Source organism: Falsiroseomonas ponticola, from assembly GCF_016805305.1.
In the GTDB taxonomy this organism is placed as follows: domain Bacteria; phylum Pseudomonadota; class Alphaproteobacteria; order Acetobacterales; family Acetobacteraceae; genus Falsiroseomonas; species Falsiroseomonas ponticola.
Genome location: NZ_JAERQN010000009.1, coordinates 235,746 through 256,299, shown reverse-complemented (window position 1 = coordinate 256,299; position 20,554 = coordinate 235,746). Strand labels below are relative to the sequence as shown.

Below are 20,554 nucleotides of genomic sequence, written 5' to 3'. Positions count from 1 at the left end.
CGCCATGCCCGAGCTCACCGCCTCGACACGCGAGGCCGCGCGGCGCCTCGGCGTCAGCGATACCGCCCTGCGCAAGGCCGAACAGACCAACCGCATCGCCCGCGAGCCTGACGGCAGCTGGGACATCGACAAGACCCGACGTCGTCTCGTGGAGACCGCGGATCCCGCCCGCTCGCCCCTGGCCAATGGCGCCGCCGCCGAGGGCACGCCCTTCGCCCGGCTGAAGGTCGCGCAGCTCGCGCTGAAGGTGGAGGCGCAGCGGCTCTCGCTGGACGAGACCAAGCGCCGCCTGCTCGATGTCACCGAGGCCAATGCCGCGCTCGACGAGATCGGCAGCACCATGCGCGACGCGCTGCTGAACTGGCCCGCGCGCGTCTCCGGCCTGATCGCCGCCGAGATCAGCGTCGATCCGCATCTGCTGCAGACCATTCTGCAGAGCCACATCAACGACCTGCTGACGGAGGCGGCCGATCGCTTCGATCCAGCAGGCCTCGGAGGGGACCGGCCTCCGCAGCCGTGAGCATGTGCGCCGCCGTGTCGGCGCCATGCTCCGCCCGCCGCCGCAGCTCACTGTCTCAGAATGGGCCGAGCGCCACCGCATGCTCGGCAGCCGCGCCTCGGCCGAACCCGGCCCATGGCGCACCAGCCGCACGCCCTACCTGAAGGACGTGATGGATGCGCTGTCGGCGGTGCATCCCGCCCGGCGCGTCGTGTTCATGAAGGGCGCGCAGGTGGGCGCCACGGAAAGCGGAAACAACTGGCTCGGCTACATCATGCACCACGTGCCGGCACCGGCACTGGCGGTGCAGCCGACCGTGGAACTGGCCCAGCGCTTCTCGCGGCAGCGCATCGACCCACTGCTGGAGGAGACGCCGGCGCTGCGGGAGCGGGTTGCGCCGGCCCGCGCCCGCGACAGCGGTAACACGATGCTGTCGAAGGAGTTTCCCGGCGGCATCCTGGTGCTGACTGGGGCGAACAGCGCGGTCGGGCTGCGCTCGATGACGGCGCGGTTCTTGTTTCTCGACGAGGTGGATGCCTATCCCGGCGATGTCGCTGGCGAGGGTGATCCGATTGCTCTGGCCGAGGCGCGCGCCCGCACCTTTGGCTGGCGCCGCAAGGCGTTCCTGGTCAGCACGCCGACCATCGCGGGCCGCAGCCGGATCGAGCGGGAGTATCTGGCCTCCGACCAGCGCCGGTTCTTCGTGCCGTGCACGGCCTGCGGCGAGATGCAGTGGCTGCGCTTCGAGCAGCTGCTCTGGGAGAAAGGGGCGCCCGAGACGGCGCGGTATCATTGCAACGCCTGCGACCACCCGATGCAAGAGCACGAAAAGACCGCCATGCTCGGCGGTGGCGAATGGCGCGCGACGGCGGAGGGCCAGGACCCGTACACGGTCGGCTTCCACATCTCGGCGCTCTACTCGCCGGTGGGCTGGCTCTCCTGGGAGCAGATCGCCCGCGATTGGGAGGCCGCCCAGGGCAAGCCTGAGGACATCAAGACTTTTCGGAACACTGTCCTGGGCGAGACCTGGCAAGAGCAGGGCGAGGCGCCGGATTGGGAGCGCCTGGTCGAGCGCCGCGAGGACTTTCCGATGGGTATGGTGCCCACCGGCGCATTGGTGCTCACGGCGGGCGTGGACGTGCAGGACGATCGCCTGGAATGCGACGTTTGGGGCTGGGCGGAGGGCTTCTCTTCCTGGCTCGTGGATCACGTGGTGATTGCGGGCAGCCCGCGGGACCGCGAGCCCTGGGATGAACTGGCGAAGCTGCTGGCGCGAGACTGGCCAACCCAGGGCGGGGGCGCGATGCGCATTGCTCGCCTCTGCGTCGACACCGGCGGTCGCGACACCGCCGCCGTCTATGGCCATCTGCGCCGCCTGCGGGATCCGCGGATCGCGCCAACGAAGGGCATCGACGGCTGGAACCGGGCACAGCCGGTGCAGGGCCCGACGCCGGTGGACGCGCTGGTCAATGGCCAGAAGCTGCGGCGCGGCCTGAAGCTCTGGACGGTGTCGGTTTCGACCTGGAAGGCCGACCTCTATCGCCGGCTCTGGCTCGGCCGCGGCGATGCGGAGGAGCTTCCACCCGGCTGGGTGCATCTGCCGCGCGCGATCGAGGTGGAATGGATCAAGCAGCTGGTCGCCGAGCAGCTGCGCACCACGAAGGACCGGCGCGGCTTTGCGCGGCAGGAATGGGCCAAGCTGCGCGAGCGGAACGAGGCGCTGGATTGCGCCGTGCTCGCCCGCGCCGCGCTCTGGTTGCTCGGCGCCGATCGGTATGGCGAGCAATTCTGGGCACGGCTGCGGGACGAGGCTGCAGATGCGCCGCTGCGGCCCCGCGAACTTCCCACCGTCGGGAACATCGCTCCCCTATCTCCGGCGTCGCAGGCCGCGGCGGTGCCTCCATCCGACAGCCAGCGCCCGCGTGGCTGGATCGCGCCACGCAGTGGCTGGCTTCGCTAAAAGGGGACGTTCATGGATCCGACCGTCCTCGCCTGGGCGCTGGCGCAGCCGGCCGGCACCCGCGCCGCCGTCCTGGCCGCCGCCTTCACCGGCGGCACCACGCGCGTGACCTTCGACGGGCGCACCGTGGAATACCGATCGCTGGACGAGCTCGGCCGCGCCCTGTCGGTCCTGCACGCCGCGGAGAACACTGCGGCCCGCCGCCCCAGCGTCACCTTCGCCAGCTTCTCCCGCGAGGGAAGCGGGTGACTCTTTTCAAACCTGCGCCTTGCAGAGTTCACGAAGTTGGCGCCCGAGGTCGTGGGCTTTCTCGCGCGAGACACCCCGCGAAAGGTGGGGCACGCATGCTGCAAGCATGGCATGCCCACTTATGCTGACAGGCGCGAACGTTGGCGCCAGCTTTGCACCATACATCTTGGTGAGTGCGGTCGCGACCTCGCGCCCGTGCAACAACAGTACTTGCGGCCGGATCTCTGTAAGCAGGTACTCGAAAGTTTGCGTATTGCGATCTTCCGAACGCAGATCGGCCGCCGCTGGGGTCGGTCTGACGTAGAGGTTGGTTTCCAAAATGCCGAGGGGCGCTGCGGCATCAACGATCCAGCCAATTGTCCGACGAGTTGGGCTCTCTGCTAGGCGCGATTTCTTTCCTGGCTTGAGTGGCTGGATGCGGCGGGTTTCGAGATAGCTGTCGCGCCACGCTGGCCAGTCGAAGCCGAGCGTGTCGCTCCAGAACGGCCAGAACGGAACGCTCGAAGCTGGGTTTATCCCCACGATGAAGGCCTGGCAGCGATACGGATTGCCTCTGCAGACGAATGGCCGCGCTTCCGAGCTGTCGCCCATCAAGGCCTTCAGTCGCTCGCGGAACTGCTGCAGCTGCATCGCCTGTGATCCTCAGCAGCACGGCCGAGGAAGTTAGGTCGGCTCGGCCGGGCTGGCATTGTAGAGGAGCGAACGAACAGCGCCATGCTCGATCGTATCCGCGATGCCTGGCACGTGCTGCGCGGCTATGCCGCCGCGCAGGACAGCCGCGCCTCGAGCTGGGCGGCCTCCGGTGGCAGCGCCGCCGCCGAGGTCGGCGCCGCTGCGCCCACCGTGGCACGCCGCGCCCGCGATGCCGTCCGCAACGATCCCTACGCCGCCCGCATCGTCGATCTCTGGACCGGCAACGCCGTCGGCGCCGGCATCACCACACGCTGGCCGGACAAGCCCCACGCCGAGGCCTGGCGCCGCTGGTCCGACAGCACCGCCTGCGACGCCGAGGGCCGGCTCGACCTCTATGGCCTGCAGGCGCTGGTCATGCGCGCGGTGGTCGAGAGCGGCGAATGCTTCGTCCGCCTGCTGCCGGCCGACATCACGCCAGCGAACCCGATCGGCCTGCGGCTTCAGGTGCTGGAGAGTGATCACCTCGATACCGCACGGCAGGGCGTCATCGAGGGTGTCCCCACGCTGCAGGGCATCGGCCTCGGCGAGGCCGGTGAGCCGGTCGGCTACTGGCTGCACCGCGTGCATCCCGGCGCGTCCTGGGTTCTGCCGGGCGGCGCCACCTGGTTGAGCAGCCAGCGGGTGGCGGCTCGCGACGTGCTGCACATTTATCGCAAGCGCCGCCCCGGCCAGCTGCGCGACGTCTCCTGGCTCGCGCCCGTGCTGACGCGGCTGCGCGACCTCGGCGACTATGAGGCCGCGCTGCTGATGAAGGCCAAGATCGAGGCGTGCCTCGCGGCGGTCGTGTCCGAGGACGGCGACGATGCCATGACCGGCCCGGCGTCGGGGCTGCTGCGCGACGCCCAGGGCCGCACCGTCGAGAGCTTCGAGCCCGGCATGATCCTTTATCGCCGCGGCATGGGATCCGTGGAGGTGGTCAATCCGAGTGGGGGCGGATCGCACGCCGCCTTTGCACGCCGCGCGCTCGAAGCCTCTGCGGTCGGCTCCGGCCTGACCTATGACCAGGTGGCGGGCGACCTCACGCAGGCGAACTACTCCAGCCTCCGCGCGGGAAAGATCGAGTTCCGGCGCCTCTGCGAGCAGGTGCAGTACGGGATGCTCATCCCCATGCTGGTGCGCCCCATCGCCGAGCGCTTCCACGCGCAGGGCGCGCTGCTCGGCCTGTGGGGTGCCGAGGTTCCCGAAGGCCTGTCGCACGTCCCGCCCGCGCACGAGATGATCGACCCCCTTAAGGACACCACCGCGCTGATCGCGCAGGTCCGCGCCGGCTTCGTGCCGCAGCCCGAGGCGGTCGGTGCCTTTGGCTACGACTTCCGCCAGGTCGTCGAGATGATCCGCGAGGCCAATGCCCTGCTCGATGAGGCGGGCATCTCCCTCGACACCGATCCGCGCCGCGTCGCGAAGTCCGGCGCCGCCCAGGACGCGGCGCAGATGGCCGCGGTCGAGATCGCCGCCACCGGTGCGGCGGCACCGCCCCGCGAAGCACCAGCACAGGGCTGACCATGACCGAGAGCACCGAGCCGGGCGGCAGCGATGCCGCGCCGGAGCCCATTGGCGCGCCCATCGTGGCGCATCGCGCCATCACCGCACCCACCAGCGTCGACCGCACCGCGCGCACCGTCGAGGTCGTCTGGTCCACCGGCGCCCGTGCCCGCAACTTCGTCCCCGCCCTCGGCCTGATCACCGAGGAGCTGGAGATGTCCACGAACGCGGTGCGGATGGACGCGCTGCGCTCGGGCCAAGCTCCGGTGCTCAACACCCACCGGCGCGGCGATGCCCGCGACGTGCTCGGCCGCGTCACCGCGGCCCGCCTCGAGCGCGGCCGGGGCTACGCCACGCTGCAGTTCAGCGCCGCCGCCGACGTCGAGCCGGTCTGGCAGCGCATCGCCGACGGCACGCTGCGCGCGGTCAGCGTCGGCTACCGCGTCCACCGCTACGAGCCGCGGCCCGACGCCGCGACCGGCGAGACCGTCCACCGCGCGGTGGATTGGGAGCCCTTCGAAATCTCCGTCGTGCCGGTCCCGGTGGACCGGGACGCCGCGGTCCGCGCGCAGGGGGAGCAGGGCCTCCCCGCGCCGGCGATCGAGCCCGCCCTGCCAGATGAGGATCCACCCATGCCCGAGACGACGCCGGCCGAGCCGGCTGCTGCCCCGTCGGCGCCGCCGCCCGCCGCGCCGTCCTCCACCACCCCGCCCCAGGAGACCACCGTGACCACCACCCCCAGCCCCGCGCCCGCCGCGCCGCCGCCGGAGCCGGCCCGCGCCGCGCCGCCCGACCTCGACGCCGTCCGGGCCGAGGCGCAGCGCGCCGAGCGCGAGCGCATCGCCGGCATCGACGCCGCGATCGAGGCCGCCCGCGCCCTGGTCCCCGCGGACCGCACCGCGGCGCTCCGCGCCGAGGCGGTGGAGCGCGGCTGGTCCGCCGACCAGGTCCGCCGCGCGCTCTTCGACGCGATGGTCGCCGCCGCGCCGCGGCCCTCCGTGCCCGCGCGGCCGGAGACCGGGCCCGGCCACGACGACCCCGCGCAGATCCGCGACGCCATGGCCGAGGCGCTCGCCGTGCGCTCCATGCCGGGCTACCAGCCCCAGGGGAATGGTCGCCACGCCGAGTTCCTGGGCTGGCGCCCCTCCGACATGATCGGCGAGCTCCTCCGCCTGAAGGGCGAGCGGCAGATCCCGCGCAACCCGGCGCTGCTCGCCGAACGCGCCTTCCACACCACGAGCGACTTCCCGCTGCTGCTCTCCGCCGCGGCCAACAAGATGCTGCTCGCGGCGTACCAGCCGGCGCAGCCGACCTACCGGCAGATCTTCCTCCGGCGCGACTTCCGCGACTTCAAGCCGCACCGGCATCTCCGCGTCGGCGACTTCCCGACCCTCATGCCGCTGCTGGAGAACGGCGAGATCCAGGCCGGGACCATGTCCGAGAGCCAGGAGCTCGTGCTCCTGCAGACCTTCGCGCGGCGCATCCGCGTGACGCGGCCGATGCTGGTGAACGACGACCTCGGCGCCTTCACGGACTTCGCCGCCGCCATCGGCCGTCGCGTGGCGGACTTCGAGAACGCCACCGCCTACGGCCTGCTGAACTCGGCCGGCGGCGACGGCCCGACGCTCACCACCGGCAACGCGGCGGTGTTCGGGACGGCCGCGGCGCGGGCGAACAAGGCCTCCGCCGGCACCATCCTCGACCTCACGAACCTCGCCGTCGGCCGCGCCGCGGTGATGCGCCAGAAGACGCTCGACGGCCTGCCCATCGCGGTCGGCGCGACGATGCGCCTGCTGGTGGGGCCGAATCAGGAGCTGGCGGCACGGCAGCTGACGGTGAATGTCGCCGCCACCCAGACCACGAACGCCAACGTCTACGCCGGCTTCGTTCAGCCCCTCGTCGAGCCGCTGATCCCGGCCAACCGCTGGTACCTCTTCGCGGATCCGGTCTCGGCGCCGGTCTACGTCTACGGCTACCTCAACGGCGCCGAGGGGCCGCAGGTCACCACCGGGCCGGTCTCCGGCGTCGACGGCGTCGAGGTCAGCGTGATCTTCGACTTCGGCGTCGGCGCGATCGACTGGCGCGGCGGCTACTTCAACGCCGGCACCTGATCCCGGCCCACCCCTTCCATCGTGAACCCACGCGCGCGGCGTCCTTCGGGACGCCGTTCGCGTTTCAGGAGACCGCATCCCCATGCGCAACTTCATCCAGCCGGGCGACAGCCTGGCGGTCGCCGTCCCCTATGCCGGCGGCGTCACCGCCGGCCAGGGCGTGCTCGTCGGCGCGCTGTTCGGCATCGCCGCCACCGACGGCGCGCAGAACGCCACCATCGAGGCGCAGACCCAGGGCGTCTTCGACATCACCAAGGAGCCGGCGCTCGCCATCACCGCCGGCGCGCGCGTCTTCTGGGACAACACGAACCGGCGCATCACCACCACCGCGACCGGCAACTTCCAGGTCGGCATCGCCACGCTGGCTGCGCTGGCGGCCGACACCACGGTCCGCGTCTGGCTCAACCGCGTCCCGCCCTCGGGGTCGTGACGGTGCGCTCGCCGCTGCTGGAGCGCGACCGGCAGCGCCTCGCCGGCGTGCACGCGGACCTCGTCCGCGTCGTCGAGCGGGCCCGGCTCGCCGAGCCCTTCATCGTGGTCGAGGGGCTTCGGACCAGGGAGCGCCAGGCCAGGCTGGTCGCCATCGGCGCCAGCCGGACGATGAACAGCCGGCACCTGACCGGCCACGCCGTCGACCTCGCCTACTGGCTCGACGATGGCGACGGCGCGCCCAAGGCCGGCGAGGTCCGCTGGGACTGGCCCCTCGCGCGCAAGGTCGCGGCGGCGATGAAGGCCGCCGCGGCGGAGGAATCCGTCGCCCTCAGCTGGGGCGGCGACTGGAAGAGCTTTCCCGACGGCCCGCACTTCGAACTCGATCGGAGGACCTATCCGTGACCTACCTTCTCGCGCGGCTGCGCGAGCAGGGCACGCACACCGGCGTTGCCCTGCTCGCCACCATTGTGCTGCTGGCGCACATCGCCGGCATCGACCTGCGCCACCTCGCCGACAGCGCGGTCGGCATCGCCACCGCCCTCGGCGCGCTCGCGGCAGCGGCCAAGACCGTGCTGCCGGACGCGCCGAAGGAGCCGACCCGGTGAGCGGCGCCGCCGCGCTACTCGCGAATCCCGACCGCGGCGGGACCGCCACCTTCCGGCCAGGGGGCACCGGCCCGCAGACCGCGCTGCGGGTGGTGCGGGCGGAGCCGGCGGAGGGGGAGGACGCCGTGCTGGTCGCGGCCGCCGTCACGCTGCCCGCGATCACCGCCGGCGACACCTTCGAGATCGGCGGCGAGGTGCTGACGGTGCTCTCGGCCGATACGGACGCCGCCGGCACGGCCTGGCGCGTGGTCTGCACGCGATGAGCGGGAGCGCCTTCGCCGCGGCCCTGGCCGCGCTACACGCGGATCCGAACATGGGCACCGACGCCGAATGGCGTGCGGCCGCGGGTGGTTCTTGGCGGCCGGTGCGCGTGCTGCTCTCGGCGCCCGCCGATGATGTGGCAGGCCTCGGCGGTCCCGGCGGCCGTGCAGGGGCGCTGGAGGCGACGCTGCGCGCCGCAGAATTCGCGCCCGACACGCCACGCCGCGGCGACCTGCTGCGCCGGCTCTCGCCGCCCGAGACCTGGAAGGTCGAGGAGGTCGATCCCGACCCGCTCGGCCTCTCCTGGCGCCTCTCCCTGGCGCGCTCGCCGTGAGCGGCACGGTTGCCCTGCGCGAGGCCGCGCTCGCCGCCATCGCCGACCGGCTCGCCGCGCAGCTGCCCGACGTCGCCGTGGAGCGGGCCCGCCGCGCGCCCGTCGACACAGACGTCGAGATGCTACCGCGGCTCGTCGTCCGCGGTGACGACCTCGAGGCGGACGACACCCAGGAGCCCGGTCGCACCCACTACCGCATCGGCTTCGGGGTCTCCGGCTTCGCCGCCGGCGCCACCGACCTCGCTGCAGAGCAGGCGCTCTCCCTCCTGCACGCCCGCACCGTCGCGGCATTGGCCGGCTGGACGCCCGCCACCCCCGGCCTCGGGAACGTGGCCGAAGGGGGCGCGGAGTTCCGCCTCTACGACGCCGAGGACTCCGCCCGCCCCGCCGGCGAGTTCCTCGCCCGCTTCACGATCCTCGCCGTCGGCCCGGCCGGCGGCCCCTGGTCCTCCTGACCACCCCATACCTGAAGGAGCCGCGCGATGAGCATCGACCTCGTCCGCATGCGCTTTGCCGCCGTCGCGGCCCGCATCGAGACCACCGGCGGCGTCGACGCCATCGGCGGCACACCCGCCAACGCCGACTGGCTCGCCGCCGACTGCGAGATCGACTTCGACCCGGTCGTCGTCGAGAACCCCGAGCTCACCGGCTCTCTCGATCGCTCGCCCGCCATCGTCGGCGGCCTCAAGCCGCGCATCCGCTTGCGGATCCCGCTCCGCGGCTCCGGCACCGCCGCGACCGCGCCGGAATGGGGTCGGCTGCTCCGCTGCTGCACCATGGCCGAGGGCATCACCGCCGCCGCCATCGGCGCGCCCACCGCGGCCACGGCCGGTACCACCACGACGCTCACCCTCGCCACGCCCTTCGCGGCGACCGCCCAGCTCTACCGCGGCATGCCGCTGCTGCTCTCCGGCGACCGGACGCTCACCACCGGCATCACCGACTACACCGCTGCCCGCGTCGCCACCCTCGGCGAGACCATGGCCACCGCCGGCACCGTGACCACCCTCGCGCAGATCCCGCCGCACGTGCTCTACAGCCCGACCTCGGACGAGGCGGTCTACCGGACGGCGACGCTCTACTTCTACGCCGACGGCCTGCGCTGGCGCTTCACCGGCGCGGTCGGCACCTGGAGCCTCGAGCTCTCCACTGGCGGCATCGGCTTCCTGGTCTTCGAGCTGCGCGCGCAGATGCTCGACAAGGCGGCCGCGGCGCTGCCGACCGGCTGGAACACCGCGATCCGCCCAACGCCGCCGCGCTTCGTCGGTGGGCGCTGCCAGCTGAACCAGCAGGTCGCCCGCGCCAGGCGCGTCATGCTGGAGGCCGGCGTCAGCGTCACCTTGCCGGACAACCCGGAGGCGACCGAGGGCTACGACCCGGCCGTGCCGGTCGAGCGCGACGCCCGCGGCTCGATCGACCCGCTGATGAACACGACGACCGCGGTCGCGCTGTTCAACGCCTTCCGCCAGGGCACGGCGATGTCGCTGATGGCGATCCTCGGTGCCACCGCGGGCAACCGCTTCTGCGTCATCGCGCCGGCCGCCAAGGCCACCGGCATGCGGCCTGGCGAGCGCGACGGCCTCGGCCAGCTCGACATCGCCTTCCAGCTCGACGGGGCGGATAGCCCGCTGTTCCTGGCGCAATTCTGAAGGAGAACCCGATGACCGTCGTCTTCTCGCGGCGCGATGCCGAATGGTTCGCGCCACCCGGAACCGACCGCCGCTATCTCGTGGCGCCGCTGACCTACCGCGAGCGCCAGGCCTTCCGCGCCGATCTGGCGCGTGAGGGCGGGATCTATCCGTCGCACGCGCAGATGCTCGACGCGCTGCGCGCCGCGGTGCGCGAGGCTTCGCCGGACAACGCGGACGAGGTGCTCGCCGTCATCGACGCCTCGGAGGCCACGCCGGACGACGCGGACGTGCAGGTGCAGCTCGGGACCATCGAGGCGGCCTGCGCCACCGTCCCGGTCTACGCCGGGCTGCTCGCGGCGCGGCAGCGCTACCTCGGCACGCTCCCCTGGGTCGCGGCCCGGCACGCGCTGCGCGGCTGGGAGGGCGATGGACTGCCGACGTTCCGACGCACGCGCGGCCTGGTGCCCGACGACCTGCTCGACGCGTTGCCGCAGGAGGATGTCGAGGCGGTCGGCTGGCGGGCCAGTTCCCTCATGCAGCCCGGGCGGGATGCGGAGGGAAACTCCGGGGCGCCCTCGCCGTCGCCCGAGACCCCGGCGCCTACGACGGCGGCCTGAGGCCCGAAGGCGGCGGCGACTGGCTCGTTGGCGGAGAGCCTTGGGCGGAGAACCCACGGATCGCCATCCCCGAGCCATGGCACGCCTTCGCGCGGCTATGGGCGGCATGCCGCGGCGGCATGGGAGGGATCGCACACTGGCCGGATCCCGGAGGCGTCAGCCCGCGGTGGGCTGCGCGTCACGCCCGCCCAGATGCAGGCCGCGCGCCGCGAGGCCTTCGTCGTCCGCTCGAAGTTCAATCCGTCCGTCCGGCTCTGGTGCCTGCGCGTGCGCGCCGCCAGCGGCATTGCGCGCCGCAGCCGGCGCCTGCGGCTCTTCGTCGGGCCCAACGCTGAGATCTTGACCGGCCGTCGCCGCGGCCAGCAGCGCCGCGCCCGCGAGGTCGTCGCCCAGGGGTTCGTCCCGATGTTCTTCCTCCTGCGCCAGGTCAGCCTCCGCAAGCGGCTCGACGTCGCCGCCGTGCGCCGGCGAGCCCCGGGCATCCTGGCGCGCGCGCTCGCCGCCGAGCTGGGTCGCCGCGCATGAGCGGCAGCGCCGCCCGCACCATCGCGATCCGCCTCACCGCCGACAACGCCGAGCCTACGCGCCGCGCGCTGGAGCAGGTGGGCGAGAGCGGCGAGCGGGCGCTCCGCCGCATCGATGCTGCCTCTGCCGCTGCCCAGCCCGCGCTGCAGGGGCTCGCCGCGGCGTCGGACGGCGCCGTGCGCGCCTTCGCCAACATGGGTGTTGGCCTCGGCGGTGCGGAGCGGGTTTTCGCCGGCGTCGCCACCGGAGCCGGCCTCGCCGCCACCGCCATCGCCGCGCTCGCCGCCGGCACCGTCGCGGCCGGTGTCGCCGTGGCTCGCGCCGGCGACCAGGCCACCGAATCCCTCGCGCGGCTGCAGGCCGCCACCGGCTCGGTCGCCGCGGCGGAGGCGGCCTACCAGGGCCTCTATCGCCTCTCGCAGCAGACCGGCGTCGCCGTTTCGGAAAGCGCCGGCGCCTTCGCGCGCTTCGCGCTGGCCGCGCGCGAGGTCGGTGCGACCAACGACCAGGTGCTGGCCCTCGTCCGGACCGTGCAGCAGGCCGGCATCGTCGCCGGCGCCAGCACGTCGGAAACCACCTCCACCGTCATGCAGCTCGGCCAGGCGCTGGCCTCGGGCAAGCTGCAGGGCGACGAGCTCCGCTCCATCCTGGAGAACATGCCGACGCTCGCCGAGGCGCTCGCGCGCCAACTCGGGGTCGGCGTCGGCGAGCTCCGCAAGATGGGCGAGGAGGGCAAGCTCACCGCCGACGTGGTGATGCCGGCGCTGCTCCGCGCCGGCGAGCGGATCAACGCCGAGTTCGAGAAGCTGCCGCCGACCATGGGCCGGTCCTTCTCGATCCTCGGCGAGGCGATGACGCGCTTCGCGGCGGACCTCGACCGCGCCCTCGGCCTGTCGCAGGCGATCGCCCGCGCCGCGCAGGCCGCGGCTGCCGCCGTGGACCGCACGCGTGTCGCCGTCGGCCTCGGCACGCCGGAAGAGACCGCGCGTGCGGGCCAGGCCGCGGCGCAGCAGCGCCTGAGCAACGCCGACCGTCAGGCAGCGGAGATCGAGCGCAGCATCGCCGCCCTCGAGGCGAACCCGCGCCGCACCGTCCCCGAGGATGCGATCCTGGAGACGCTGCGTCGCCAGGCCGCGCCGCTTCGCGCCGACCGCGAGCGCGCCATCGCGGACCTCGAACGCTTCAATCGCGAGGTCGAGGAGATCGAGCGCGAGGCGCTGGTGCGCCGGCTCGGCGAGCAGGAGGCGGCCGAACGGCAGCGCGCTGAGGGCCAGCGCCGGCGCGACGAGGCGAGCCTCGCCGACCTGCGCAAGGCGCTGGATCGGGAGCGTGGGATCCGCGAGGAGCACGCCACCCGGATCCGCGACATCGACGCCCTGCTGTCGCGCGGCGCCGTCGAGGCGGCGGAGGCGCAGCGCCTGCGTGCCGCGGCGGACCGGGAGCGCGACGACGCCCTCAAGCGGCTGGGCGACACCGCGCGCGAGACCGGCCGCCACGTCCGAGAGGTCGAGTACGAGAACGCCCCGGCCGGGCAGACCGTCTTCCCCGCGGCCGCGGTGCAGGCCGCGCTGGCGCGCGCGGGCGAGCAGCAGGAACGCCGGGAGGCCGATGCACGCCGCGCCCGCGAGCGCGCGATGGACGACGCGCGGCGCGAGGTGGAGCGCTTCGAGCAGCAGTCGCGCGACGCTTTCTCGCGCATCGGCGAGAACGCCTTCGACCGGATCGGCCAGGGGCTGGTCAACGCCTTCACCTCGGGCGGCAAGACGGCGCTCGACTTCGGCAGCCTGGCCAAGTCGGTGCTCGCCAGCGCCGCGGCCGACCTCGCCAAGCTCGGCCTGGTCAATCCGCTGGCCAACGCGGTGTTCGGCACGTCCCGGCCGACGCTGGCCGGCGCCTTTGCCGGCGGCGGGGACGAGGCGTCCGGCGGCGCGCTGTCCGGTCTCTCCAGCCTCGCCGGTACGTCGCTCTTCTCGGGGCTGGGGGAGAGCCTCGGCCTGACGGGTTCCGGTGGCCTGTTCTCCGGCCTCGGCGCGTCGCTCGGCCTGACCGGCTCGGGCGGCCTGCTCGGCACCACGCTGTGGACGACCTCCTCGGGCGCAGCCGCCACCGCTGCGCTCCCGGCCGGCGTCGCCGGGCCCGTACTGCCGAGTTCCGCCCTCGGCTCCATGGGCATGGGCACCACCCTCGGCAGCCTGCTCGGCGGCAGCGCCGCGGGCTTCGGGGCGGGCATGCTGACCTCCTCGATCGTCGGTGGCATCCGCGGCACAGTCGGGCCGGGCGGCACCATTGGCGCCGGTGCGGGCGCACTCGCCGGCGCGGCCATCGGCTCGATCATCCCCGGCATCGGCACGCTCATCGGCGGCCTGATCGGCGGCGCGATCGGCGGCGGCGGCGGGGCGCTCTTCGGCCCGACCAAAAAGGGCATGGCCAAGCGCGCCGGCGGCGACGTCTTCTACGGCGTCAACGACGCCGGCCAGCTCGTCATCACCGCCGCCCGCGGCAAGCGTTGGGACGAGGCAGGCTCCCGCGCCGCGGTCCAGGAGCAGCTCGACCGCATCAACGCCGCCATCCGCGAGCGCGACCTGCGCTTCGAGGGGATCAGCGGTGCAATCGGCTTCGGCCAGGCCAGCCGCAGCGCGCGCGAGCTCGACGGCGCCGCACTCACCCGCGGCCTGCGCAGCGCCAACGCCAACGTCCAGACCGCCCTCGGCACGCTCGGCGCGCGCGGCGCCGGCCTCGAGGAGGCGCTGAACGCGGTCGACTGGGTCCGCGGCGTCTTCGAGACGCTGAGCAAGCCTGATCGTGTGAGCGGCTTCCTCAAGGCGCTGGAGGACCTGAACCGGACCTTCGACGAGGCGACGGCGCGCGCCCGCGACCTCGGTCTGTCGGAGTCCGACCTGAATGCGCGTCGCGCCGAGCGCATCGCGCGACTGGAGGAGGAACGCGCCAACCGGTTCCAGGCGGTCGACGCGAACCTCACCGCCCGCGGGCTGCGGCTCGCCGGCGACGAGCGCGGTGCGGACCTCACCGCCTTCGACAACACCGCGCGCGAGGAGGTCCGGCAGCTCCGCGAGACGCTGTTCCAGCTCGGCCTCGAGGGCACGGCCGAGTACTGGAACCGCATCGCCCGCCTCGAGCAGACGCTCGCCGGAGAACGGCTCGCCATCGTCGAGCGCTATAACCAGCAGGCGCTGGCGCAGGAGCGCGCACGGCAGTCCACCGCGCGGGGCCTCCTGGAGCAACTGACCATCGGCGACCTCGGCGGCCTCGCCCCGGAGACGCGCTACTTCGCCGGGCTGCAGGCGCTGAACGCCGCCCGCGGCACGCTCGCGGACGGGGCGACGCAGGAGGAGGTCGCCGACTTCGCCCGCCTCGCCCAGAGCGTGCTGCCGGTCGCCCGCGACTTCCTCGGCACCTCGGACCGCTACGCCGGCCTGGTCGCCGACATCGCCAGCACGATCCGGCAGGCCGTCCCCGGCGCCGACACCGCCAACCTCGCCGCGCTGCTCGAGGCGCAGGCCACCGGCACCGACCGGGTCGAGCTCGCCATCCTCTCCACCGGCCAGCAGCAGACCGAGGTGCTCCGCACCCTGCTCGTCGAGCTGCGCCGCCTCACCGCGCAGAACGAGGCGCTGCTCCGCCGCGTCGCCTGACCTCTCCTTCCAAGGAGGACGCATGCCGATCCTCGGCTACCGCTCCCAGCAATCGACCGACACCACCGGCACCGGCCCGCTCGCGCTCAACGCCGCGGCCTCGGCGATGCGCGGCTTCCAGGCGACCTTCGGCAGCACAGCACGCCGCGTGCTCTACTGCATCTCCTGGGCGACCGGCTTCGAGATCGGTCACGGCCAGTTCGACGGCGGCAGCCCCGGCGCGCTCACCCGCGCCACGGTGCTTGCCAGCAGCAACGCCGGGAACCCGGTCGCGCTGCCGGCCGGCACCAAGGACGTCTTCGCGGTGCTGGAGCCGAACGCTCGCGAGGTGCTCCCGCTCGCCGCCGGTGCGACGCTCTCGCTCGCCGACCTCGGCAACCTCGTGGTCTTCACGGGTGCAGCGCCGGCGACGCTCGCGCTGCCCACCGTCGCCGTCGTCCCGCCGGGGATGGGCGTGCTGGTGCGCAACAGCGGCACGGCCGACCTGGTCGTGGATCCCGCCGGCACGGAGACGGTGAACGGCGGCGCCACCGTCACGCTGAACCCGGGCTTCTCGGCCGAGCTCTTCAACACCGGCGCGGGCTGGACCGCGCTGCTCGCCGCGCCCCAAAACTTCGGGCGCATCGTCGGCGAGCTGATCCCGATCGCCGGCGTCTCGCTTCCGCCGCTCTGCGTCTGGCCAAACGGCCAGAACCTGTCGCGCAGCGCCTACGCCGCGCTCTTCGCCGCGATCGGCACGAGCTTCGGCGCCGGGGATGGCAGCACCACCTTCGGCACGCCGGACCTGCGCGGTCGCGCGATCTTCGGGCGCGACAACCTCGGCGGCACCGCGGCCAACCGCGTCACTGCGGGCAACAGCGGAATCGCGGGCACGACGCTGGGAGCGGGCGGCGGCGACGAACGCATGCCGGTACACGCGCATGGCGTGAACGATCCCTCGCACTGGCACGGCAACGCCGGCTGGCACGGGCACGGCCTGGTCATCGGCCAGGAGACGGTCTGGGACAACACCTACGGGACCGACTGGGAGACCGGCTCGCCAATCTACGGCCCCTACCGCTGGGTGCCGGCGAACCCCGTCGCCAACCCCGTCACCTTCATCGAGAAGTACGTCTTCAAGTACGGCAGGGCGGCCTGGGAGTACTACGGCGACGGCAGCTTCGTGCAGGGCAATGGCGACCACAACCACGGCCCCGCCGGCACCGGCATCAGCATCCAGAATGCCGGCGCGGGCGGCTCCGCCAACATGCCGCCCGCCCTGATCTGCAACTACGCCCTCTTCGCGGGAGTCTGAGCCATGCCGGGCATCGAGATCGCGCGCGCCGTCTACGACGGCTTCGCCGGCACGCTGGAGCAGCGCGTCGCCGACTTCGCCGCGGCGCTGGAGGCGCACCGCACCTCGGTCGGCCTGGCCGCGCCGGTCGAGGCGCCGCTCGTCGAGGCCATCGCGCGGGCCGGCGGCATGGACGAGGTGACCATCGTCGATCCGCCCGCACCACCCGCTCCGCCCGACCCCGGACCTGCGCCGCCAGCGATGATCCCCAAGCTCGTCGTCGTCGAGCGCGTCGGCGTCGCCGGCAAGCTCCGCGACGCCCGCGCCGCGCTCAAGATCGGCCGGCCCGACGCCGAGCTTTCCGACGCCGAGCTGCTGCTGCGCGAACGCTGGGAGGCGGCGAGCACCATCGCCCAGGACGACGTCCAGGTGCGCGGCTTCCTCGCGGCCCTCGGCCTCGACCCCGATGCGATCCTGGCGGCCTGACGCATGCCGACCCGACCGATCCTCACCCCCGGCGGGCAGCCCGCCGCCGTCGTCGTCCTCGTCGAGATCGAAGTCCGCGGCCAAGGCGGCTGACACCAGGAGGCTGATCTCCGATGGAAGCCTTCGCCCCCGCCGCAGCGCTCGCCCCGGCGACGCTGCCGGCCGCCTTCGTCAGCCCGAGCAACCTCCGCACGCTGCGCATCGCCTCCGCCGGCTACGCCAGCGCGCCGGGCGACACGCCGGCCAGCACGCCCTGGACGCCGCGCCTGCTCGGCGACGTCGAGGTCGGCCAGACCGCGGTGGACGCCCTCGGCCTCGGCGGCCGCGCAGCGCTCGCCGCAGCGGCGATCGAGATCTGGGACGGCGACGGCTTCGCCGCCGACCTCGCGCGCTACGGCACCGCCACCGGCCGCGCCGTCGCCGTCCGCCTCGCCGAGGTGCGCAGCCCGCGCGCCTCCGACGTCGGCACGCCGCTCGCCCAGGCACGGCTGGTCTTCGCGGGGACGGTCGCTGCAGTCGATCGCACGGAGGGCCAGCGCGCGCGGATCTCGCTCGGCCCAGGCTTCGGCGCGGCGGAGTTCGACGCCGACGCCTGGACGCTGGCCGATGCCGACCTGCCGGGCCCGATCGGCTTCTACCAGGCGGCGACGCCTACCACCGCGCTCGCCGCGGCGGAGACCGTGCTGGCGGGCTGCGGGGCTATCCTCGCCGGTGATCGCACCGGCCGGCTGCGGCTCTCCGACCCGCTGGCGCGCGACCCGGTGCCGCAGTTCGACATCCCCGCGGCCTGGATCCTCGAATGCCGCCCCGTTGCCCTGCCGGCCGCCTTCCAGCCACCGCCGCGTGTCGTCGAGGTGGCCTGGGGCCGCAACTGGTCGCCGCTCTCCAACATGGCCGGCAGCGTCCCCGCCGCCGACCGCCAGCGGCTCGAGGCGGCGCAATCCGTCGCCCGGGCCGAAAGCACCCTGGTCACTAGCCGCGTCGCCCAGCAGCGCAGCCTGGCGCTGCCCGGCCTCTACGCGACCGAGGCGGCCGCGGTCGCGCGCGCAGGCCGCTGGCGCGACTGGGTCGAGCGCGGGCCGCGGCTCGTCGCCGTCACCACCGACCGCTACCTCGGCCAGATCGAGATCGGCCAGATCGGGCGCATCGCCTACCCGGCCTATGGCCTCGACGCCGGCCTCTCGGGCGTCGTCGTGGGCTGGCGCGAGGCGCTGGCCGGGCGGCGCGTCGAGATCATCCTCGCAGGATCGGATTGATGCCCGGCGCCTTCCTCCACGACGAGCGCGTCCGCGACGCCGTCGCGCTCACCGCGCTCACGCCGACCGCCGCCGGCATGCCCGCCGCAAACCTCCGCGACCCGCAGCCGCGGCTGCGCGCGCGCTTCACCGGCGGGGCGGCCTCGGTGCTGGTGGACTTCGGCGCCGCGACGCCCGTGGAGGCCGTGGCGCTGATCTCTTCCAACCTCAGCGCTTCCTCCACCGCGCGCTGGCGGCTCGGGACGCTGGAGGCGCTCGTCGAGGCGGCGCCGCTCGTGGGGCTCGACTTCCTCGCCGCCACGCCCTCCGCCATGACCGGCTGGTCTGGCACGCGCGGCGGCGCCGGCACCGGCGAGGCGACGGTCTTCAACGCAGCCGGCGACCTCGCCATCGCCGCCGGCTCGGAGTGGCGGATCGCGCACGACCCAGCGACGCTCGCCCGCCTCGGCCTGCTGGTCGAGCCGGCGCGCACCAACGGAGTGCGGAACCCGCGGGCCGAGGGAGCGGTGATCGGCAGCCCCGGCACGGCACCGACGAACTGGGCCATCGGCGGCGCAAACGGGGTCGCCGCGCAGATCGCGGGCATCGGCACCGAGAACGGCATGCCCTACGTGGCCGTGCGGTTCACGGGGACCGTGCCGTCCGGCACCGGCAGCGGCTATGTCTGGTTCGAGGACTCCTCGGCGATCGCCGGCGCCAACGGGAACACCTTTGCCCATTCCTACTTCGCCAAGCTGGAAGCCGTCGCCGCAGGCGGCATCGCCACGCACCAGGCCTGGATCGCCGAGCTGACCGGCACCGCGACGGTTGTCCGCCAGGGCTTCGAGAACCAGGCCGTGCCCGGCACGGGGCGGCTGGCTGTGCAGCGCGCCGTGCAGGTCATGACCCTCTCCGGCGGCGCGACGGTCGCGCGGATCCGGCCCTTCGCGGCCTTCAACTTCAACGCCGGCACCCACGACGTGACCGTCCGCCTGGCGCTGCCGCAGGTCGAGCTCGGCGCCTTCCCGACCATGCCTATCCTGCCCGCCGCGGGCACGCCGGCGGCGGCGACGCGCGCCGTGGACGGCGGCTCGCTCACCGTCGCGGTCTCGGGCGCGGCGACGCTGCACGTCGAGCAGCAGACCGCTGCGACGGCGGCCACGGGCTTCGTCGGGCATGTCAGCCTGGACAACGGCAGCAACGTGGACTCGATCCAGGTCCGTGTCACCGGCGCCAGCGCAACCAGCGTGACCCTGACCCACCGTGTGGTCCGCTCCAATGCGGTCCAGTTCCAGGCGGCCGTCGCGCGCTCCAACGGCGTCATCACGCGAGGGGCGATCGCGGCCGCGACGAACGACGCGGTCGCGGCCGAGAACGGCACCCAACTCGGCGCCTCGGCCTCCGTCGTCATGCCGCCCGTGAGCCGGCTCAACATCACCGCTGGCGAGCGTCAGGTCTTCTACCGGGCGATCCGCGTCTACGCCGCCCGGCTCACCAATGGGCAGGCCTTGGCGCTGTCCGGCACAGGCTCTTCGATCGACGCGACCGGCATCGCCCACGACACCGGGGCGGTGCCGGCGAGTACCGGCGACGAGGCCAACGGCAACGTGGTCCTGCTGCGCAGCGGCGTGGCGACGGCGCGCTACCTGCTGGTCGACGTCGCCGACGCATCCCTCGCGGCCATCGACATCGGCATCCTCGCTGCAGGTCCGCTCTGGCGGCTTGCGCGCGGCATGGCCTACGGCGTGCGCGAGGGCCGGGTCGTGCTCGACCAGCGCGACCGCAACCCCCTCACCGGCGCCGAGTTCGTCGTGCCCGCGCTGGCCAACCCGCGCTTCGCGGCCTTCACGCTGCCGGCCCTGTCGCGCGCCGAGGCAACGGACGCGCACCGCGACCTCGTCAGGCGGCTCGGTGCTGCGCGCGACGCACTGTGGATCCCGGAGACCGGCGACACGCGCACGGAGACGAACCGGCGCGCGATCTGGGGCGCGGTGAACCAGCCCGGCGAGGAGGCCGCGGCGGCGCGCGGCAGCTTCCCGATGCTGAACCGCGCCTTCCGGATCGTCGAGAGGCTGTAGGGAGCAGGGGACCAGACCATGAGCGAGGACGACGTGGCTACGAAGCTCGCCGTACATGAGGCGGTCTGCGCCGAGCGCTGGAAGCAGGCCAATGAGCGGCTCGGTAGGATCGAGGTCGTGCTAGCGGCGATCGTGCTCCTGCTGCTGGTCGGCGAGGGCAGCGTCATTGCTGTGCTGAGGCGGATGCTCGGAGGCTGACGCCATGGCGCAACAGCCTGATGTCACAGGACGCGATCGGTCATGACCAACGGTGTGCTCAGCGGGACGAGGCCCTGATCGCGCGCCACCGTCCGGGCGAAGAACAACATCACCTTACGGCTATCGTCGTCGACCAAATCCCAGATACGGAGATACTCCTCGCGCTGCGCGGTGCCGGGCTTGCGGCCAGGGAAGCGCTTGGACTTCGGCGCGGGGATGTTGTTGGCCATGG

At 73.4% G+C, this 20,554-nt stretch carries 22 protein-coding genes; 20 read left to right on the top strand and 2 right to left on the bottom strand.

Annotation, left to right across the window (positions count from 1 at the left end; translation table 11 throughout):
• Positions 1–4 precede the first annotated feature (4 nt).
• The 3 genes from JJI54_RS23665 to JJI54_RS23655 all read left to right on the top strand — a co-directional run bounded on the left by JJI54_RS23665 (position 5) and on the right by JJI54_RS23655 (position 2,708).
• Positions 5–520: a MerR family transcriptional regulator gene (locus tag JJI54_RS23665; protein ID WP_203075798.1), complete on the top strand. Its 516-nt coding sequence runs from the start codon at positions 5–7 to the stop codon at positions 518–520.
• A 79-nt stretch (positions 521–599) separates the two neighbouring features.
• Positions 600–2,459, top strand: coding sequence for a phage terminase large subunit family protein (locus JJI54_RS23660; protein ID WP_318987567.1), 1,860 nt, complete (start codon positions 600–602; stop codon positions 2,457–2,459).
• A 12-nt stretch (positions 2,460–2,471) separates the two neighbouring features.
• The gene (locus JJI54_RS23655) at positions 2,472–2,708 is read left to right on the top strand and encodes a phage head-tail joining protein (protein ID WP_203075795.1); all 237 of its coding nucleotides are present in this window, start codon (positions 2,472–2,474) and stop codon (positions 2,706–2,708) included.
• 6 nt (positions 2,709–2,714) lie between these two features.
• Here JJI54_RS23655 and JJI54_RS23650 read toward each other — a convergent pair whose 3' ends face one another.
• A complete protein-coding gene (locus JJI54_RS23650) occupies positions 2,715–3,338 on the bottom strand; it encodes a hypothetical protein (protein WP_203075793.1) in 624 nt (207 codons plus the stop codon).
• A gap of 84 nt (positions 3,339–3,422) precedes the next feature.
• Between JJI54_RS23650 and JJI54_RS23645 the strand changes: the two genes are divergently transcribed.
• The 17 genes from JJI54_RS23645 (at position 3,423) to JJI54_RS23565 (ending at position 20,322) form a co-directional block, all read left to right on the top strand.
• Positions 3,423–4,901, top strand: a complete 1,479-nt coding sequence (locus tag JJI54_RS23645) for a phage portal protein (RefSeq protein WP_203075791.1) — start codon at positions 3,423–3,425, stop codon at positions 4,899–4,901.
• Positions 4,902–4,903: 2 nt separating this feature from the next.
• Entirely contained in the window at positions 4,904–6,994 is a 2,091-nt protein-coding gene (locus JJI54_RS23640) for a prohead protease/major capsid protein fusion protein (protein ID WP_203075789.1), read from the top strand.
• An 82-nt stretch (positions 6,995–7,076) separates the two neighbouring features.
• Positions 7,077–7,424, top strand: coding sequence for a DUF2190 family protein (locus tag JJI54_RS23635; RefSeq protein ID WP_203075787.1), 348 nt, complete (start codon positions 7,077–7,079; stop codon positions 7,422–7,424).
• Between the two features lie 2 nt (positions 7,425–7,426).
• The gene (locus JJI54_RS32380; RefSeq protein WP_318987566.1) at positions 7,427–7,828 is read left to right on the top strand and encodes a M15 family metallopeptidase; all 402 of its coding nucleotides are present in this window, start codon (positions 7,427–7,429) and stop codon (positions 7,826–7,828) included.
• Entirely contained in the window at positions 7,825–8,031 is a 207-nt protein-coding gene (locus tag JJI54_RS23625) for a hypothetical protein (protein WP_203075785.1), read from the top strand. The genes JJI54_RS32380 and JJI54_RS23625 overlap by 4 nt, the downstream gene beginning before the upstream one ends.
• A complete protein-coding gene (locus JJI54_RS23620; protein WP_203075783.1) occupies positions 8,028–8,294 on the top strand; it encodes a head-tail joining protein in 267 nt (88 codons plus the stop codon). Before JJI54_RS23625 ends, JJI54_RS23620 begins: the two co-directional genes overlap by 4 nt.
• Complete coding sequence (locus JJI54_RS23615) at positions 8,291–8,626, top strand: head-tail joining protein (RefSeq protein WP_456305612.1); 336 nt, start codon at positions 8,291–8,293, stop codon at positions 8,624–8,626. Before JJI54_RS23620 ends, JJI54_RS23615 begins: the two co-directional genes overlap by 4 nt.
• The gene (locus JJI54_RS23610) at positions 8,623–9,081 is read left to right on the top strand and encodes a hypothetical protein (RefSeq protein WP_203075779.1); all 459 of its coding nucleotides are present in this window, start codon (positions 8,623–8,625) and stop codon (positions 9,079–9,081) included. The genes JJI54_RS23615 and JJI54_RS23610 overlap by 4 nt, the downstream gene beginning before the upstream one ends.
• 27 nt (positions 9,082–9,108) lie before the next feature.
• Positions 9,109–10,275, top strand: coding sequence for a hypothetical protein (locus tag JJI54_RS23605; protein ID WP_203075777.1), 1,167 nt, complete (start codon positions 9,109–9,111; stop codon positions 10,273–10,275).
• A gap of 11 nt (positions 10,276–10,286) precedes the next feature.
• Entirely contained in the window at positions 10,287–10,874 is a 588-nt protein-coding gene (locus JJI54_RS23600; RefSeq protein ID WP_203075775.1) for a hypothetical protein, read from the top strand.
• 192 nt (positions 10,875–11,066) lie between these two features.
• Positions 11,067–11,399 (top strand): DUF6441 family protein, encoded by a 333-nt coding sequence (locus tag JJI54_RS23595; RefSeq protein WP_203075773.1) that lies wholly within the window; start codon positions 11,067–11,069, stop codon positions 11,397–11,399.
• On the top strand, positions 11,396–15,052 hold the full coding sequence (locus tag JJI54_RS23590) for a tape measure protein (protein ID WP_203075771.1): 3,657 nt from the start codon (positions 11,396–11,398) through the stop codon (positions 15,050–15,052). Before JJI54_RS23595 ends, JJI54_RS23590 begins: the two co-directional genes overlap by 4 nt.
• 22 nt (positions 15,053–15,074) lie before the next feature.
• Positions 15,075–16,346, top strand: a complete 1,272-nt coding sequence (locus JJI54_RS23585; RefSeq protein WP_226382033.1) for a phage tail protein — start codon at positions 15,075–15,077, stop codon at positions 16,344–16,346.
• Between the two features lie 3 nt (positions 16,347–16,349).
• A complete protein-coding gene (locus JJI54_RS23580) occupies positions 16,350–16,811 on the top strand; it encodes a hypothetical protein (protein WP_203075769.1) in 462 nt (153 codons plus the stop codon).
• 113 nt (positions 16,812–16,924) lie between these two features.
• Positions 16,925–18,067, top strand: coding sequence for a hypothetical protein (locus tag JJI54_RS23575; RefSeq protein ID WP_203075767.1), 1,143 nt, complete (start codon positions 16,925–16,927; stop codon positions 18,065–18,067).
• Positions 18,067–20,124 (top strand): hypothetical protein, encoded by a 2,058-nt coding sequence (locus JJI54_RS23570; protein ID WP_203075765.1) that lies wholly within the window; start codon positions 18,067–18,069, stop codon positions 20,122–20,124. Before JJI54_RS23575 ends, JJI54_RS23570 begins: the two co-directional genes overlap by 1 nt.
• 18 nt (positions 20,125–20,142) lie before the next feature.
• Positions 20,143–20,322 (top strand): hypothetical protein, encoded by a 180-nt coding sequence (locus JJI54_RS23565; protein ID WP_203072155.1) that lies wholly within the window; start codon positions 20,143–20,145, stop codon positions 20,320–20,322.
• 23 nt (positions 20,323–20,345) lie between these two features.
• Here JJI54_RS23565 and JJI54_RS23560 read toward each other — a convergent pair whose 3' ends face one another.
• Positions 20,346–20,552, bottom strand: a complete 207-nt coding sequence (locus JJI54_RS23560; protein WP_203075763.1) for a hypothetical protein — start codon at positions 20,550–20,552, stop codon at positions 20,346–20,348.
• Positions 20,553–20,554: the final 2 nt, after the last annotated feature.

Bases quoted from the DNA above. Each gene is read 5' to 3' on its own strand.
- JJI54_RS23665 (WP_203075798.1), top strand. From the start codon at position 5: ATGCCCGAGCTCACCGCCTCGACACGCGAGGCCGCGCGGCGCCTCGGC.
- JJI54_RS23660 (WP_318987567.1), top strand. From the start codon at position 600: ATGCTCGGCAGCCGCGCCTCGGCCGAACCCGGCCCATGGCGCACCAGC.
- JJI54_RS23655 (WP_203075795.1), top strand. From the start codon at position 2,472: ATGGATCCGACCGTCCTCGCCTGGGCGCTGGCGCAGCCGGCCGGCACC.
- JJI54_RS23650 (WP_203075793.1), bottom strand. From the start codon at position 3,338: ATGCAGCTGCAGCAGTTCCGCGAGCGACTGAAGGCCTTGATGGGCGAC.
- JJI54_RS23645 (WP_203075791.1), top strand. From the start codon at position 3,423: ATGCTCGATCGTATCCGCGATGCCTGGCACGTGCTGCGCGGCTATGCC.
- JJI54_RS23640 (WP_203075789.1), top strand. From the start codon at position 4,904: ATGACCGAGAGCACCGAGCCGGGCGGCAGCGATGCCGCGCCGGAGCCC.
- JJI54_RS23635 (WP_203075787.1), top strand. From the start codon at position 7,077: ATGCGCAACTTCATCCAGCCGGGCGACAGCCTGGCGGTCGCCGTCCCC.
- JJI54_RS23615 (WP_456305612.1), top strand. From the start codon at position 8,291: ATGAGCGGGAGCGCCTTCGCCGCGGCCCTGGCCGCGCTACACGCGGAT.
- JJI54_RS23605 (WP_203075777.1), top strand. From the start codon at position 9,109: ATGAGCATCGACCTCGTCCGCATGCGCTTTGCCGCCGTCGCGGCCCGC.
- JJI54_RS23600 (WP_203075775.1), top strand. From the start codon at position 10,287: ATGACCGTCGTCTTCTCGCGGCGCGATGCCGAATGGTTCGCGCCACCC.
- JJI54_RS23595 (WP_203075773.1), top strand. From the start codon at position 11,067: ATGCAGGCCGCGCGCCGCGAGGCCTTCGTCGTCCGCTCGAAGTTCAAT.
- JJI54_RS23590 (WP_203075771.1), top strand. From the start codon at position 11,396: ATGAGCGGCAGCGCCGCCCGCACCATCGCGATCCGCCTCACCGCCGAC.
- JJI54_RS23585 (WP_226382033.1), top strand. From the start codon at position 15,075: ATGCCGATCCTCGGCTACCGCTCCCAGCAATCGACCGACACCACCGGC.
- JJI54_RS23580 (WP_203075769.1), top strand. From the start codon at position 16,350: ATGCCGGGCATCGAGATCGCGCGCGCCGTCTACGACGGCTTCGCCGGC.
- JJI54_RS23575 (WP_203075767.1), top strand. From the start codon at position 16,925: ATGGAAGCCTTCGCCCCCGCCGCAGCGCTCGCCCCGGCGACGCTGCCG.
- JJI54_RS23570 (WP_203075765.1), top strand. From the start codon at position 18,067: ATGCCCGGCGCCTTCCTCCACGACGAGCGCGTCCGCGACGCCGTCGCG.
- JJI54_RS23565 (WP_203072155.1), top strand. From the start codon at position 20,143: ATGAGCGAGGACGACGTGGCTACGAAGCTCGCCGTACATGAGGCGGTC.
- JJI54_RS23560 (WP_203075763.1), bottom strand. From the start codon at position 20,552: ATGGCCAACAACATCCCCGCGCCGAAGTCCAAGCGCTTCCCTGGCCGC.